General features: G+C 64.1%; 12 protein-coding genes. 7 read left to right on the forward strand and 5 right to left on the reverse strand.

Translation table 11 applies throughout. The features are described 5' to 3' along the window. On the reverse strand, window positions 1–274 hold a 274-nt coding region (locus BMY90_RS13930), incomplete at its 3' end, for a transposase (protein ID WP_245735049.1). 95 nt (window positions 275–369) lie between these two features. Between BMY90_RS13930 and BMY90_RS13935 the strand changes: the two genes are divergently transcribed. From BMY90_RS13935 to BMY90_RS13945, 3 genes are all read left to right on the forward strand, one after another. After that, on the forward strand, window positions 370–1,197 hold the full coding sequence (locus tag BMY90_RS13935) for an HNH endonuclease (protein ID WP_139201756.1): 828 nt from the start codon (window positions 370–372) through the stop codon (window positions 1,195–1,197). 110 nt (window positions 1,198–1,307) lie between these two features. Next, window positions 1,308–1,865, forward strand: coding sequence for a DUF3228 family protein (locus tag BMY90_RS13940; protein ID WP_092704799.1), 558 nt, complete (start codon window positions 1,308–1,310; stop codon window positions 1,863–1,865). A 73-nt stretch (window positions 1,866–1,938) separates the two neighbouring features. Next, a complete protein-coding gene (locus BMY90_RS13945) occupies window positions 1,939–3,078 on the forward strand; it encodes an MBL fold metallo-hydrolase (protein WP_008214402.1) in 1,140 nt (379 codons plus the stop codon). A 182-nt stretch (window positions 3,079–3,260) separates the two neighbouring features. On the opposite strand, the gene BMY90_RS13950 is transcribed toward BMY90_RS13945, so the two are convergent. Together BMY90_RS13950 and BMY90_RS13955 are read right to left on the reverse strand one after the other, a co-directional pair. Continuing rightward, window positions 3,261–4,313, reverse strand: a complete 1,053-nt coding sequence (locus tag BMY90_RS13950; RefSeq protein WP_092704801.1) for an NAD(P)-dependent alcohol dehydrogenase — start codon at window positions 4,311–4,313, stop codon at window positions 3,261–3,263. A gap of 194 nt (window positions 4,314–4,507) precedes the next feature. Continuing rightward, window positions 4,508–5,491 (reverse strand): aldo/keto reductase, encoded by a 984-nt coding sequence (locus BMY90_RS13955; RefSeq protein WP_092704803.1) that lies wholly within the window; start codon window positions 5,489–5,491, stop codon window positions 4,508–4,510. A gap of 282 nt (window positions 5,492–5,773) precedes the next feature. Here BMY90_RS13955 and BMY90_RS13960 point away from each other — a divergent pair, with 282 nt between their 5' ends. Further along, complete coding sequence (locus tag BMY90_RS13960; RefSeq protein WP_092704805.1) at window positions 5,774–6,667, forward strand: LysR family transcriptional regulator; 894 nt, start codon at window positions 5,774–5,776, stop codon at window positions 6,665–6,667. Window positions 6,668–6,793: 126 nt separating this feature from the next. On the opposite strand, the gene BMY90_RS13965 is transcribed toward BMY90_RS13960, so the two are convergent. Then, complete coding sequence (locus BMY90_RS13965; RefSeq protein WP_092704807.1) at window positions 6,794–8,008, reverse strand: serine hydrolase domain-containing protein; 1,215 nt, start codon at window positions 8,006–8,008, stop codon at window positions 6,794–6,796. A gap of 245 nt (window positions 8,009–8,253) precedes the next feature. Here BMY90_RS13965 and BMY90_RS13970 point away from each other — a divergent pair, with 245 nt between their 5' ends. After that, window positions 8,254–9,753, forward strand: coding sequence for a catalase (locus BMY90_RS13970; protein ID WP_092704809.1), 1,500 nt, complete (start codon window positions 8,254–8,256; stop codon window positions 9,751–9,753). 72 nt (window positions 9,754–9,825) lie between these two features. Here the strand turns inward: BMY90_RS13970 and ilvD are convergent, their stop codons facing one another. Next, window positions 9,826–11,667 carry a dihydroxy-acid dehydratase gene (ilvD, locus tag BMY90_RS13975; protein WP_092704810.1) on the reverse strand — a complete coding sequence of 614 codons (1,842 nt, stop codon included), beginning with the start codon at window positions 11,665–11,667 and terminating at the stop codon, window positions 9,826–9,828. Window positions 11,668–11,772: 105 nt separating this feature from the next. Here ilvD and BMY90_RS13980 point away from each other — a divergent pair, with 105 nt between their 5' ends. Both BMY90_RS13980 and BMY90_RS13985 read left to right on the forward strand, forming a co-directional pair. Then, entirely contained in the window at window positions 11,773–12,675 is a 903-nt protein-coding gene (locus BMY90_RS13980; protein WP_008215632.1) for a LysR family transcriptional regulator, read from the forward strand. Window positions 12,676–12,912: 237 nt separating this feature from the next. Beyond that, window positions 12,913–13,416 (forward strand): PepSY domain-containing protein, encoded by a 504-nt coding sequence (locus BMY90_RS13985; protein ID WP_092704812.1) that lies wholly within the window; start codon window positions 12,913–12,915, stop codon window positions 13,414–13,416. The last annotated feature ends 186 nt before the right edge of the window (window positions 13,417–13,602 follow it).

Genomic DNA, 13,602 nt, shown 5'->3' on the forward strand with positions numbered 1-13,602 from the left:
AGCGGAACAGCAGGTTGTAGTTCATCTGTTCCATCAGCAACCGCTCGCTGCGCACGCTGTAGACCACCTGCAGAAGCGAAGCGCGCAGGATGCGCTCCGGCGGAATGGATGGCCGGCCGCCTTCGGCGTAGCGTTCGCCGAGCAGGCCATCCAACTCGCCCAGAATGGTGTCCACCAGCACGCGTAGCTTACGGATCGGGTGATCGGTCGGCACGCGATCCTCGACTGAAACGTACGAGAACATGCCAAGCTGTTGGACGTCAGGACTGCGCATCGAGGGGAAGCCTTGCGATTGATCGAGCCTATGACAGTCGGCTCGGGCGAGAGTTTCTCAACAGCCTGCTAGAGCGACCAAAGTAAAGAAACGACATGACCGCGAAGCTTCCCCTTGCCCCAACAGTCAGCTATCCAGCAGTGGGCAGGTGCGTCTATTGCGGGACGAGTAATGGCCCATTGAGCAAGGAGCACATCCTCCCGCGCGGACTCAACGGAAACTTTGTCTTGCCGGAGGCAAGCTGCAAGGCCTGCGCGAAAATCACGTCTGAGGTAGAACGGCGAGTGCTAAGAGGCTTCCTGGAACACGGGCGGTTGGCTTTGGGCCTGGCATCTCGACATAAGAAACGTGCACGGCCCACTTCGCTGCCGGCAACCCTGATCAAAGCCGATGAATCGATCTTGGAAAAAGAACTACCCATCGTCGACAGCCTTCAGGTGGTGCACCTACCCGTCTTCATTCCGCCGCTCTGCCTGGGTGGTCACTCTCGTGGCGAGAACCCGGAAAGTCTGGAAATCATGGCCTTCGACACGCTGCACATCGGGGATCCCAGCAAGAGCCTGCGTGACCATTCAGCCGTAGGCATCCGATTCGAAGATCCCATGGACGTGTGGGCTTTCGTGCGAATGTTGGGCAAGATCGCGCACTGCTACCACATTGCGGAGAAAGGCTGGTTCCCACTCGTTGAAAGTCCGGTGTTGCCGGTTGTGCTTGAGGTGAGCAATCGAGCAAAGGAGTGGATCGGGAGCCTTGATGCCAACTCACTTGAGAAGCCAGGAAGCCAAGCCCTCCATCTCATGAACGTCACGGACCTCACCGCCCCCGATGGATCTGTTTGCTCGGTGGTGAGGATCAAACTGTTCGCGCCCATGAAAGGCCCAACGTATGCGGTGGCGACTCGGCTACAACCACCCCTGCGTTAAATACCACGCGAACAGGCTTGTGCAAACAGACAAAGCGGACGCACTAAAGATAAATCCGCAACATCCTTGAAGTGCCACCCCCACTTGCTTCCCCCACTCCATTGCCCGCCATGTCCATCACCCTCACCCCTTTCGCCCGTGCCCGCCTGTTCCCGCGCGATCGCCGCCGCAGTGCCATCCAGGATTGCAGCGCCGAGGCATTCGAGCGGCGCCTCAACGCCGAGGCGCCGCTGAAGGTGCTGGACGGCTACGCCCCATTCTGCAAGCTGCATGTGCATCGCAACTGGACCAGTACGCGCTGCACCGCCACGCCGATCACCGAGACCAACCGCCACCTGTTGCGCTCGGCGTACGAAGCGCGCAGCCGCGAGGAGCTGCCGGTGCTGGTGCGCTGGTTCGAGGGTATCGAGCCGCCGGTGGCCAACTATCTGCTGCCGATTCTGTACAGCCGCGAGCAACTGGCGAAGGAAGGCGCGCCGATCGATGCCGACTGGGGCGTGGTCGGCTGCCTGTACACGATGGCGCCGGAGGAAATCCCGATGGTGCCGATCACCATGCTGCGCAATGCGCTGGGTGTGGCCGAAGGTGGCTCGGGCGTGCCACTGGACCGCAAGGCGTATCGGCGTGCGGTGGCGTTCTGGGAAGGGCACGCGAACTGGCGCGGATAATCCCTGGCCCTTGATTTGTGCCTGCGCCGTACGCATTCCTCGGATGTGCTGCACCCGTCACAGGAATCACGCCATGCGATCTTTCGGCAAGCCCGCCCAGGGCGAACGTCTCGAACGTCTGCACGATCTGCCGCTGTGGGATGGCGAACGGCTGCGCAATATCCATCCGGTGTTGCCCGGTTTGCGCGATGCGTCCGCGCCGCGGCCGACCATCCGTGACTTTGTCTTTGGTGGCGCGGATCGCACCCCGCCAGCGCCACTGCCTGCCGATGATCCCCGGGCGACATGGCTGAAACGGCCGACCAGCGGATTGCGCGCGACCTGGCTGGGCCATTCCACCGTATTGCTGGAGATCGATGGCTGGCGCGTGCTGACCGACCCGGTGTGGGGCCAGCGCGCCTCGCCATTCACCCTGCTCGGCCCGAAGCGCTTCCAGCCGGTACCGGTGAACCTGCGCGACCTGCCGCACATCGATGCGGTGGTGATTTCGCATGACCACTACGATCACCTGGACTATCCGACCATCCGCGCGCTGGCGAAATCGGAGGTTCCCTTCATCACCTCGCTCGGCGTGGGTGCCCATCTGGAAGCCTGGGGCATTGCCCCGACGCGCATCACCGAATTGACCTGGTGGCAGACCCACCGCGTGCCGGGCACCGGCCTGGACATCACCGCCGCGCCGTCGCAGCACTTCTCCGGACGCGGCCTGAAGGATCGCAACCAGACACTGTGGTCGTCACTGGTGATGCAGGGTGAACGCCACAGCGTGTTCTTCAGCGGTGACACCGGCCTTACCAACGAATACGAAGCCATCCGCGATCGGCTGGGTCCGTTCGACCTGGTGATGCTGGAGGTTGGCGCGTTCCATCCCTCGTGGGGCGACATCCACCTGGGTCCGGAAAATGCGTTGAAGGCGCACGCGATGCTCGGCGGTGGCGTGCTGATGCCAGTGCACTGGGGCACGTTCGCGCTGTCCACGCACGCCTGGGACGAACCGGTGGAAACCCTGCTGTCGCAAGCTGATCCGCGATACGCGCATTTGCTGCTGCCCCATCTCGGCCAAGCGGTGGAGCCGGCGGAACGGCGACCGGCAACGCCGTGGTGGCGCAGCGGCGATGACCGCATTGAGCGAAAGCACGCGGTCGAGCCGGACCCTGTCGAGACTTCCGAGGCGGAACGCCTTGCAGGCTCGGTGCCCTGGCCGCTCGACTGATCGGGCCGGGATGCTCGGAGCGATAACCCGCGAGCCCGCCGCATGGAAAGCCCGGAGTTTCAGCGATGCCGTAACCCAACACCAGTAGGAGCCCGCTCGCGGGCGATGCTCTTGCTCTGGCGCCCGTTGAAGGCAAAGAGCATCGCCCGCGAGCGTGCTCCTACATGGGACGCAGGCGAGACTCAGCCAGCCAGCGTGCTGCTGTCGATGACGAAGCGGTATTTCACGTCGCCCTTGAGCATGCGTTCGTACGCGTCGTTGATCTTCTGCACCGGGATCATCTCGATATCCGAGACGATGCCCTTCTCCGCACAGAAATCCAGCATTTCCTGGGTTTCGGCGATGCCGCCGATCATCGAACCGGCGATGGCGCGGCGCTTGAAGATCAAGTTGCCGATGTTCGGCGTCGGATGCGGATGCTCCGGCACGCCTACCAGCACCAGCGTGCCATCGCGTTTGAGCAGTGCGGTATACGCATCCAGCGAGTGGCTGGCGGCGACGGTGTTGAGGATGAGATCGAAGCTGCTTGCGTGCGCCTTCATCTCGGCGGCGTTGCGCGACACCACCACCTCGTCCGCGCCAAGATCCAGTGCCGCCTGACGCTTGTTCTCCGAGGTGGTGAAGGCAACCACGTGTGCACCCATCGCGTGCGCAAGCTTCACGCCCATGTGGCCGAGCCCGCCGATGCCGACCACACCCACTTTCTTGCCCGGACCAACATTCCAGCGGCGCAGCGGCGAATACGTGGTGATGCCCGCGCACAACAGCGGCGCGACCGCCGCGAGCTGATCTTCCGGATGGTGGATCTTCAGCACGAATTTCCGGTCGACCACGATGCGCTGGGAATAGCCGCCCAGCGTGTGTCCCGGCGCGTCCTTGGTGCGGCCGTTGTAGGTGCCGACCATGCCGTTTTCGCAGTATTGCTCCAGGCCTTCCTCGCAGGACGCGCAGTGCTGGCAGCTGCCGACCATGCAGCCGATACCCACGGTGTCGCCGACCTTGAAGCCGGTCACGTCGCTGCCCACGGCGCTGACATGGCCCACGATCTCGTGGCCGGGTACGCACGGATACAGCGTGCCGGACCATTCGGAACGCACGGTGTGCAGATCGGAATGACAGACACCGCAGTATGCGATGTCGATCTGCACATCCTGCGAGCCGGGTGCGCGGCGCTCGATGTCGATGGCTTGCAGCGGCTTGTCGGCGGCGTGTGCGCCATAGGCTTTGGTGGTCATGCAATGCTCCTCGGGGATGGGTGGGGGAAACCAGGGTGCCGGAGCGACACGATATGCCTCATCGGCCGCCGCCTCCACCCATTCAGGGACTTTGCGCGTAGGCCGCGATATGGGTCAACGCCGCGATAGGCATGGCGCCATGCCTGCCGTGGGGATGGGAATGGCCGCCGATGATGCCACCTGCATGCGCGGCATCACTTGTCCACATTGGCTGCAAGATGCGCCGGATAGCGGTCACCCTGCACCGTGATACCGGCCAGCGCGTCTTCGATATGACGCAGCTCGTCGACATCGAGCGAGAGGTCTGCCGCACCGATGTTTTCCTGCAGCCGATGCAGCTTGGTCGTACCGGGAATCGGCACGATCCACGGCTTCTGCGCCAGCAGCCAGGCCAGGGCGATCTGCGCCGGCGCGGCGTTTTTGCCGGCGCCGATGCGACCCAGCAGGTCGACCAGCGCCTGGTTGGCCTGGCGTGCCTGCGCCGAAAAGCGGGGTATGTTGCTGCGAAAATCATCCTTGGCAAGCGGGGTGGACGCATCCATCTTGCCGGTCAGGAATCCCCTGCCGAGCGGGCTGAACGGCACGAAGCCGATGCCCAGTTCTTCGCAAACCGGCAGCACCGCATTCTCCGGCTCGCGCCACCACATGGAGTATTCGCTCTGCAGCGCGGTGACTGGTTGCACCGCGTGCGCGCGACGGATCGACGCCGCGCCGGCTTCGGACAAACCGAAGTGCTTCACCTTGCCTTCGGCGATCAGGTCCCTGACCGTACCGGCGACGTCTTCCATCGGCACGTTCGGATCGACGCGGTGTTGATAGAACAGATCGATGCGATCGGTTTTCAGTCGCTTGAGCGAGGCTTCCGCCACTTCACGGATGTGCTCGGGACGGCTGTCCATTCCCGCGGAAGACATGCCGACCTTGAAGCCGAACTTGGTGGCGATCACCACGCGATCGCGCAGCGGCGCCAGCGCCTCGCCAACCAGTTCCTCATTCGTGAACGGCCCATAGACCTCGGCAGTATCGAAGAACGTCACGCCGGCCTCGACCGCCTGCCGCAGCAAGGCAATCGCCTCCTGCTTCGGCAGGGGCGTGCCATAGGCGTGGTTCAGCCCCATGCAGCCGAAGCCGAGGGCCGAGACTTCGAGTCCGCTGTTGCCGAGTTTGCGTGTTTGCATGCTTTTCTCCGGGAGCTGATGACCATGAACTGCCTTGCGGCAGGACCAGGAATCGGACTGCCCACAGTGTGCGCCGCTGGCTCCCGCTTTATTAGACGGGATAATCCGAATGCTCTTATGATCTGAACTCATCAATGCACCTGGCCGGCACCGGCCCGCGGTCACCCCACTCCGTTCACCCTGAGCGTAGGCGCGAAGCGCTGAAGTCGAAGGGCCACGCTCGGCGCGAACGGAAATCCGCGCAGGGGATTGATGCCAATCAGGTCACACGAGACGCAACGCATGCCACGCGAGAACTACAACGACCTGCTGGCCTTCCTCGCCGTGGCGCGCGAACGCAGTTTCACCCGCGCCGCGGCGCAACTCGGTGTCTCCCAGTCGGCGCTCAGCCATACCATTCGCGGGCTTGAAGCCCGGCTCGGCCTGCGCCTGCTCACTCGAACCACGCGCAATGTCGCGCCCACCGAAGCGGGCGAGCGCCTGTTCCGCGAGCTGACACCGAACTTCGAGGACATCGATGCAGCCCTCGCCCATCTGAGCGAACTGCGCGACAAGCCCAGCGGCACCATTCGCATCACCACCGGCGAACACGCCGCCAGCGCCATCCTGTGGCCAGTGCTGCAGAAACTGCTGCCGGATTACCCGGACATCCGCGTCGAAGTGATCAGCGATTCCAGCCTCACCGATATCGTGGCCGATCGTTTCGACGCCGGCATCCGCCTCGGCGAACAGGTGGCCAACGACATGATCGCCGTACCCATCGGGCCGCCGATGCGCATGGCCGTGGTCGGCTCACCGGATTATCTGGCGTCACACCCCAAGCCGAAAACGCCGCGCGACCTCACCCGTCATGACTGCATCAACCTGCGTTTCCTCACCCGTGGCGGCCTGTACGCGTGGGAGTTCGAAAAGCACGGCCACCCGCTGAACGTGCGGGTTGAAGGCCGGCTGACCTTCAACAACACCCGTCACATCCTTGCCGCCGCACGCGACGGCTTCGGTCTGGCTTGCGTGCCCGAGGGCATCGTCAAGGCCGACCTCGCCAGCGGCAAACTGCAGCGCGTACTCGCCGACTGGTGCCCACCCTTCCCCGGCTACCACCTCTACTACCCGAGTCGGCGGCAACCTTCGCCAGCGTTCTCATTGTTGGTGGAAGCGCTGCGGCAGCAAGCCTGACGCCTGGCGCCCACGCGCCACGGAGCACCTCGAAAACCTGCGCGCGTCACCCAACCCAAAATCCTTCGCGCACAAGGTGCGCTCCCACAAGGAATCCGGATGTTACGGAAAGACTTCGAGTAGCCCTCAATGCGCCGACCGTACCGGTTGCGCATCCACTGCACGCTTGACGGTAGCCACGAAGTCGCGCCGTGCGGCGACCAGTGCATCGGAGGTGGCATGCGGCCATGCCGCGACCTGGGCGATCACCAAGTCACGCGCGGGATCGACGTAGACCATCTGGCCGAAGATGCCGATGGCGGCGTAGCTGCCGTCCTTGTCGGTCCACCACAGGTAGCCGTAACCGCGATCCGGCGAATCGACGTTTTCCTGATGGCGAATGGCGCCGTGCAGCCACGCGCTGGCCACCACTTGCTTGCCGTCGATGCGCCCGCCGCCGAGCATGAATTGCCCCAGTCGCGCGTAATCACCCAGCGTGGCCGACAGCCCGCTGCCGCCGGTATCGCTGCCATCGCATTCGTCCTTGATCCAGAACGCATCGGAAGCCATGCCGTAGGGCTTCCACACCGTTTGCGAAAGGTAAGCTGCCAGCGAACGATGCGTGGCACGCTGCACCAGGATGCCGAGCAGATCGGTTTCGGCGGTGTTGTAGTTCCAGTGCGTACCGGCCGGCCATTGCCGCGGCATCTTCATCAGGTACGACAGCACGTGTGCGCGGCCATTGGCACAAGCGCCCATGTACATCTGCGCCACATCGGACTTGGCATCGGCGTAATCCTCGTTCCAGCGCACGCCCGAGGTCATGGTCAGCAACTGTTGCACGGTGACATCGGCGTAGGCGGTACCGCGCAGTTCCGGGATATACGTGCCCAATGTGTCCTGCATGCTGTGGATGTAACCCTGCTGCAAGGCGATGCCGAGCAAGGTGGACGTGACCGACTTGGCCACCGAGAACGAGGTCCAGCGCTGCGTCGGCCCGAACCCCAGCGCGTAGCGTTGCAGGCGCACGCGGCCATGCTGCAGCACCATCACGCCGGCCACGTGGTACCTGGCCATGTAGTCAGCCAGCCACGCCGGATCGCCCTTCCCACCCAGTGACAGCGGCTTGCCTTGCGGTAGCGCGTGGACGTGCGAGGCATGCGCGACGCGATCGCTGGGGAACCGCGCATTCATCTGCCGAAAGCGGGATTCGCGCTGCGCCTGGGTCCAGAACAGCACGGCCTCGCGCTGCTGACCGATCGTCGGGGTACTTGTCGGCGTCGCCTCGCCGGCCATCGAGGGCACGGCGATGGATACGCACAACACGGCGGCCAACAGGCAGCGACTGATCTTCGAATACATGCTGGCGTGTACCTGGCAATGGCGAAGTCGTCATTTTAACGCGCATGTTGGTATGACTCGGGACTCAGGTGACGGAGCGCTTCGCGCCATGGGTGCTCGTCAGATCGTCCTGCAACACCGACTGTTCCATCCAAGAAAACGCCTATCGCGTCGATTGAAAAAACCGAATGGCCTGCCTGTGCCGTCGCAGGCACACTCGATGAACAAAGCCACTCCCCTCCCCATTCGCCAAAAGGAACTACGCCATGTCCGATTCCACGAGCAAGCCTGCAGGCGCATCCACCACCGGTGCCGGCGCCCCCGCCGTCAGTGACCGCAATTCGCTGACCGTCGGCGCCAATGGCCCGATCCTGCTGCACGACACGCATCTACTGGAGCAATTGGCGCACTTCAACCGCGAGAAGGTGCCCGAGCGCCAGCCGCACGCCAAGGGCGCCGGCGCATTCGGCGTGCTGAAGGTCACCGAGGATGTTTCCCGTTACACCAAGGCCGCACTGTTCCAGCAAGGTGTGAGCACCGACATGCTGGCGCGCTTCTCCACCGTCGCCGGCGAGATGGGCAGCCCGGACACCTGGCGCGATGTGCGCGGCTTCTCGCTGAAGTTCTATACCGACGAGGGCAACTACGACCTGGTCGGCAACAACACGCCGGTGTTCTTCCTGCGCGATCCGATCAAGTTCCCGCATTTCATCCGCAGCCAGAAGCGGCTGCCGGACTCGGGTCTGCGCGACAATCACATGCAATGGGACTTCTGGACGTCCAATCCGGAAACCGCGCATCAGGTCACCTACGTGATGGGCGAACGTGGCCTGCCGCGCACCTGGCGTCACATGAACGGCTACGGCTCGCATACCTACATGTGGATCAACGCCGCCGGCGAGAAGTTCTGGGTGAAGTACCACTTCCATACCCGCCAGGGCATGGCCTTCTTCAACAACGCCGAAGCCGCCACGATGGCCGGTGAGAATGCCGACTTCCATCGCGCCGACCTGTTCAACGCGATCAAGCGTGGCGATTACCCCGTGTGGGATTTGTCGGTACAGGTGATGCCGTACGCCGAGGCGAAGGACTATCGCTTCAATCCGTTCGACCTGACCAAGACCTGGTCGCACAAGGATTACCCGTTGATCAAGGTCGGCACGATGACCTTGAACCGCAACCCGGAGAATTTCTTCGCGCAGATCGAGCAGGCCGCGTTCTCGCCGGGCAACACCGTGCCGGGCATCGGCCTGTCGCCTGACAAGATGCTGCTGGGTCGTGCATTCGCCTATGCTGACGCGCAGCGCCATCGCATCGGCGCCAACTTCCACCAGTTGCCGGTGAACCAGCCCAAGGTGCCGGTGAACAGCTACCTGTTCGACGGCCAGATGGCGTATCACCACAGCGGCAGTGCGCCGGTATACGCGCCCAACAGTGGCGGGCGCCCCTGGTCCGATGACACCGGCCCGGTCGCCGATGGCTGGGAAACCGATGGCGAGATGGTGCGCAGCGCCTACACGCTGCATGCGGAAGACGACGACTTCGGTCAGGCCGGCACGTTGGTGCGCGAGATATGGAACGATGCCCAGCGCGCCCAGTTCGTCGACCAGGTCGCCGGCAGTTTGCTCGGTGGCGTGCGCAGCCCGGTGCTGGAACGCGCCTTCGAATACTGGAAAAGCGTGGACGCGAAGATCGGCCAGCAGATCGAGGACAAGGTGCGCGCCGGCAGTGCAGCGGAGCCGTCCGAGGGCATGGGCGAAAGCTGAGTCCGCCTACCGTGTTGAACCATCCGTGGCAGGCATCGTCAACAGCCGATGCCCGTCACGGATGGCCGACGCTCAGTCGTCGAGCATGCTGACGTCGCGCACCGCGCCCTTGTCGGCACTGGTCACCAGCTTGGCGTAGGCCTTCAGCGCGGAGCTGACCTTGCGCTTGCGCGGTGATTTCGGCTTCCAGCCCGCGGCCGCCTGGGCGCTGCGTCGGCGCTCCAGTTCTTCATCGCTGACCTCGAAACGCACGATGCGGTTGGGGATGTCGATGACGATGGTGTCGCCGGTCTGCACCAGGCCGATATTGCCGCCCTCGGCCGCCTCGGGCGATACGTGGCCGATCGACAGGCCAGCCGTGCCGCCGGAGAAACGGCCATCGGTGATCAGCGCGCAGACCTTGCCCAGGCCCTTGGATTTCAGATAGCTGGTGGGGTACAGCATCTCCTGCATGCCAGGGCCACCGCGCGGACCTTCGTAGCGGATGAGGACGACATCGCCGGGCTTGACCATGCCGCTGAGGATGGCCGCCACGGCGGCATCCTGGCTTTCGAGCACCACGGCCGGACCGCTGAAGGTGAGAATGCTCTTGTCGACGCCGGCGGTCTTCACGATGCAGCCGCGCTCGGCGAGGTTGCCGTAGAGCACGGCCAGGCCACCGTCCTGGCTGTAGGCGTGCTCGCGCGTGCGGATGCAGCCGGCCTCACGATCGGTATCCAGCGTGTCGTAGCGGCAACCCTGCGAAAACGCGACCTGGGTACGCACGCCGGCCGGGCCGGCACGGTAGAACTCGTGCACGGCGGGATCTTTCGTGCGCGCCACGTCCCACTGGTCCAGCGCCTCGGCCAGCGAGGGGCTGTGGACCACGGGCACCGAGGTATCCAACAGGCCGGCACGATCCAGCTCGCCCAGGATCGCCATCACGCCACCGGCGCGATGCACGTCCTCCAGGTGATAACTGCTCGATGGCGCCACCTTGCACAGGTTGGGCACCTTGCGCGACAGGCGGTCGATGTCGCTCATGGTGAAATCGATCTCGCCTTCCTGCGCGGCTGCCAACAGGTGCAGCACGGTATTGGTCGAACCGCCCATGGCGATATCCAGCGAGATGGCGTTCTCGAACGCGGCCTTGCTGGCGATGTTGCGCGGCAGTGCCCGCGCATCGTCTTCTTCGTAGAAGCGTCGCGCCAGTTCGACCACGGTGCGGCCCGCCTGGCGGAACAACTGTTCGCGATCCGCGTGCGTGGCCACCAGCGAACCATTGCCCGGCAGCGACAAACCCAGCGCCTCGGTCAGGCAGTTCATCGAGTTGGCGGTGAACATGCCCGAGCACGAGCCGCAGGTGGGACAGGCGGAGCGCTCGATTTCCTGCACCTCGGCGTCGGGCACGTTGTCGTCCGCGGCGGCCACCATCGCGTCGATCAGGTCGAGCGCAACCTCCTTGCCGGCCAGCCGGGTCTTGCCCGCTTCCATCGGACCACCCGACACGAACACCACCGGAATGTTCAGGCGCAACGCAGCCATGAGCATGCCGGGGGTGATCTTGTCGCAATTGGAAATGCACACCAGCGCGTCGGCACAATGCGCGTTGCACATGTACTCCACGCTGTCGGCGATGATGTCGCGCGATGGCAGGCTGTAGAGCATGCCGTCGTGGCCCATGGCAATGCCGTCGTCCACCGCGATGGTGTTGAACTCCTTGCCGACGCCACCGGCGCGCTCGATCTCCTCGATCACCAGTTGCCCCATGTCCTTCAGGTGCACATGACCGGGCACGAACTGGGTAAAGGAGTTGGCCACCGCGATGATCGGCTTCTTGAAATCGCCATCCTTCATGCCGGTGGCGCGCCACAGCGCGCGGGCGCCGGCCATGTTGCGGCCGGAGGTGCTGGTACGGGAGCGATGGACTGGCATAAGGTTTCCCTGAGGATATTGGCTGGTGGCTGAAACCATTCTGGTTGGACGCTCACCATAGCGTCCAATACAATACAGATAGTCCAGCCATATGAAACGCGAATAGTGGAATTCAGGCAGCTACGCTACTTCGTGGCCATCGTCGAGGAAGGCGGTTTCTCGCGCGCCGCCGAGCGCCTGCACATTTCGCAGCCGCCGCTGTCGATCCAGATCCGCAACCTCGAAAACGAGCTGGGCGTGCAATTGCTCGAACGCAGCAACCGCGGCGTGTTGCTGACCGCGGCGGGCACGGTGTTCTACGAGGAAGCACAGGCCATGCTGGCGCGGATGGAGCACGCCCGGGTCAAGACGCAGCAGACCGATCGCGGCGACATCGGCATGCTTTCGGTCGGCTTCGTCTCGATTGCGGACTACAGCATTCTGCCGCCGGCACTGAAAAACTTCCGCGCCGCGTTCCCGATGGTTGAAGTGCAGCTGCACGAACTGACCACCGATGCGCAAATCCGCGAGCTGCGCGCGGCGCGGCTCGACCTGGGCATCGCCCTGGCTCCGGTCGACGAACCGGACCTGGCGTTCAAGGGCATCATGCGCGAGGAACTGGTGCTGGCCGCGCCGTCGACCCACCCCGCAGCGAAAGGCGACGGCCCGCTGGATCTGCGCACGCTGTCGCGAGCCAGCTTCATCGTGCCGCCGCGCGAGATCGCCTCGGGTCTGTACGACCTCACCATCCGTCACTGCCACGCCTCCGGCTTCGCCCCGCAGATCACCCAGCATGCGCGGCAGATGCAGACCGTGATCGGGCTGGTCTCCAGCGGCATGGGCGTGGCGCTGGTGCCCTCCTCCGTGCGTAACCTGCAGCGTGCTGGTGTCCGCTATCGACAATTGCGCGGCAAGCCGGCCCAGATCGAGCTTGGCACCGTCCGCCTGCGCAACGCCGGCAGTCCGCAGGCGGAGAATTTCATCGCGGCGCTGACTCATGTCGCGAACGCGGCCACGCGCGGCGAGTGACGATACCGCTTTCGTTCATTTTTCCCGGCAAGGCCGGCAAATGGCCCTGCGCATCGAGCGGCGCGGCTCGCTGGCGCCGTTCTTTCACCGAAGCATCACGCGCGCGTTCACGCCATCGTGCAAAACACGGTGATTCCATCCACGGCACACCGGCCCACGCCGCCATGGCGCGGGCTCACAGGGGCTGGGCCCGTGCAAACAGCACGGCCCTGCCTTCCATGTCGCAAGGAGTTTCCGATGATCAAGCGTACGCTTCCCCTGTTGATTGGCCTGTCGGTCTGCAGCCTTGCCTTTGCACAGGACACGCCGCCCGCCACGCATACGGCGACGACCACCACGCGAACCACCACCACGGTTTCCAACTGGACCTCGCGTCGACCCGAGGGCGCGCTGAGCGAAGCACGCATCAAGACGGCGATCGCCAATGCCGGCTTCAAGGAGGTCAAGGGCCTGAAGTTCAAGGATGGCGTGTGGCAGAGCAAGGCCCGCGGCGGCAACAAGCAGTGGGTCGACCTGCGCGTGGGCCCGGTCAACGGCAAGGTCTATGTCGACGACGCTCCGTCGAAACTCAACCAGGATGAAGTCAGCGCCAAGCTGGCCGCCGCCGGTTACCAGAATGTCCACGACGTGGACTACAAGCACGGCCTTTGGAGCGCCGAGGCCAAGAACGCCCACGGCCACGATGTCGACCTGCTGGTGGATCCGGATGACGGCAGCGTGGTCGCCAAATCGCACGATTGACGGGTGCATTCCGCAGGTATTCCGAAAGCCCGGCGCGAGTCATGGCGCCGGGTTCTTTTCGCTCCAGGCAGCTCCTGCGCGAGGCATGCCGGTCTTGCCTGAACCCCCGTGATTCGCCCACGCGACCCGACGGCAATGGTAGCCTGCAGGCCACGCGGTGCGACCGGTGCTGCGGTTGCCCAAGCG

This window comes from Rhodanobacter glycinis, from assembly GCF_900114325.1.
Taxonomy (GTDB): Bacteria; Pseudomonadota; Gammaproteobacteria; order Xanthomonadales; family Rhodanobacteraceae; genus Rhodanobacter_A; species Rhodanobacter_A glycinis.

Bases quoted from the DNA above. Each gene is read 5' to 3' on its own strand.
- BMY90_RS13935 (WP_139201756.1), top strand. From the start codon at position 370: ATGACCGCGAAGCTTCCCCTTGCCCCAACAGTCAGCTATCCAGCAGTG.
- BMY90_RS13940 (WP_092704799.1), top strand. From the start codon at position 1,308: ATGTCCATCACCCTCACCCCTTTCGCCCGTGCCCGCCTGTTCCCGCGC.
- BMY90_RS13945 (WP_008214402.1), top strand. From the start codon at position 1,939: ATGCGATCTTTCGGCAAGCCCGCCCAGGGCGAACGTCTCGAACGTCTG.
- BMY90_RS13950 (WP_092704801.1), bottom strand. From the start codon at position 4,313: ATGACCACCAAAGCCTATGGCGCACACGCCGCCGACAAGCCGCTGCAA.
- BMY90_RS13955 (WP_092704803.1), bottom strand. From the start codon at position 5,491: ATGCAAACACGCAAACTCGGCAACAGCGGACTCGAAGTCTCGGCCCTC.
- BMY90_RS13960 (WP_092704805.1), top strand. From the start codon at position 5,774: ATGCCACGCGAGAACTACAACGACCTGCTGGCCTTCCTCGCCGTGGCG.
- BMY90_RS13965 (WP_092704807.1), bottom strand. From the start codon at position 8,008: ATGTATTCGAAGATCAGTCGCTGCCTGTTGGCCGCCGTGTTGTGCGTA.
- BMY90_RS13970 (WP_092704809.1), top strand. From the start codon at position 8,254: ATGTCCGATTCCACGAGCAAGCCTGCAGGCGCATCCACCACCGGTGCC.
- ilvD (WP_092704810.1), bottom strand. From the start codon at position 11,667: ATGCCAGTCCATCGCTCCCGTACCAGCACCTCCGGCCGCAACATGGCC.
- BMY90_RS13985 (WP_092704812.1), top strand. From the start codon at position 12,913: ATGATCAAGCGTACGCTTCCCCTGTTGATTGGCCTGTCGGTCTGCAGC.